The sequence below is a fragment of the Mycolicibacter acidiphilus genome, assembly GCF_018455725.1.
GTDB classification, from domain to species: Bacteria; Actinomycetota; Actinomycetes; order Mycobacteriales; family Mycobacteriaceae; genus Mycobacterium; species Mycobacterium acidiphilum.
This window is the reverse complement of the sequence record NZ_JAHCLR010000086.1, coordinates 1-835: the sequence shown is the minus strand read 5'-3', so window position 1 is coordinate 835 and position 835 is coordinate 1. Positions and strand designations below refer to the sequence as shown.

2 protein-coding genes are annotated in these 835 nt (G+C 64.3%); both read left to right on the top strand.

Annotation, left to right across the window (positions count from 1 at the left end; translation table 11 throughout):
* Window positions 1-42 precede the first annotated feature (42 nt).
* Entirely contained in the window at window positions 43-258 is a 216-nt protein-coding gene (locus tag KIH27_RS21490; RefSeq protein WP_214094992.1) for a hypothetical protein, read from the top strand.
* A gap of 211 nt (window positions 259-469) precedes the next feature.
* A partial coding sequence (locus tag KIH27_RS21485) for a prevent-host-death protein (RefSeq protein WP_214094991.1) occupies window positions 470-835 on the top strand: 366 nt, incomplete at its 3' end.

The following is an 835-nucleotide window of genomic DNA, read 5'->3' as shown; positions in this document are numbered from 1 at the left end:
TAACACCCACTGGACTCAAACACCTTGACAAATTCCGAAACGATGGCCGCGCCGCGCCTGCAGGATCAGACCCGCCCGATCGGCCTGCTCTACGGCTCGAAGCTCGGCAGTGACTGGGACTGCTGGACGGTGTGGCTGCGTGACGAGGTGCACAGTGCGATCAGCGTCGACGCTGGCCAGCCCGTCGTGCACCCAGGCGAGAACCCGACACTGCTGAAGGTCCTCAAGAAATACGGACTTTCGGTGCCGGGCGCGTGATGCGGGTAGACCCATGCTGATCTGCAAACTTTGGGTCATCGTGTCGTTCCTCAATGCGATTGGGGCAAAGCACAATACGGCGAGCGTTACCGGTAACCCGCCATATTCGATCCGGTCGTATTCCTCCTGGCTCGGATGGCGCGATCTGTGACGAAGCGAGGCTCGATACGCCGCGTTGGACTTCCGAACACGTTCCGAATACTCTGCTGGTATGGCCTCGCCAGCACCCCACACCACCACGCGCCGCTCCTCAGACTTGAGCAAGCGCTCCGCCGAGGTGTTCGCGGAAGCTGAGGACCACCCGGTGACGGTGACTCGTCGTGACGGTGAGGCGCTCGTGCTCATGTCGCAGCGCGAGGCGGAGAACCGCAGCCGCATGCTCCAATTCGCTGCGCAGCTCATCGGCGTGGCGGTGGACGACACCGGTCCGCTCGTCGAGCGGATGTCCAAGGCCTTCCCATGGATGCTTGCGCTGCCGCCCGGGGACCGGTCCAGCTGCGCCCAGGACCTCGTCGACGCTGCGCGGGCGTCGTTCTCCACCGGCCAGCCGCATCTGGTGCTCGCGGAGCTGACCTCG

Excerpts from the sequence above, each read along its gene's own strand:
- KIH27_RS21490 (WP_214094992.1), top strand. The coding sequence starts at position 43 with ATGGCCGCGCCGCGCCTGCAGGATCAGACCCGCCCGATCGGCCTGCTC.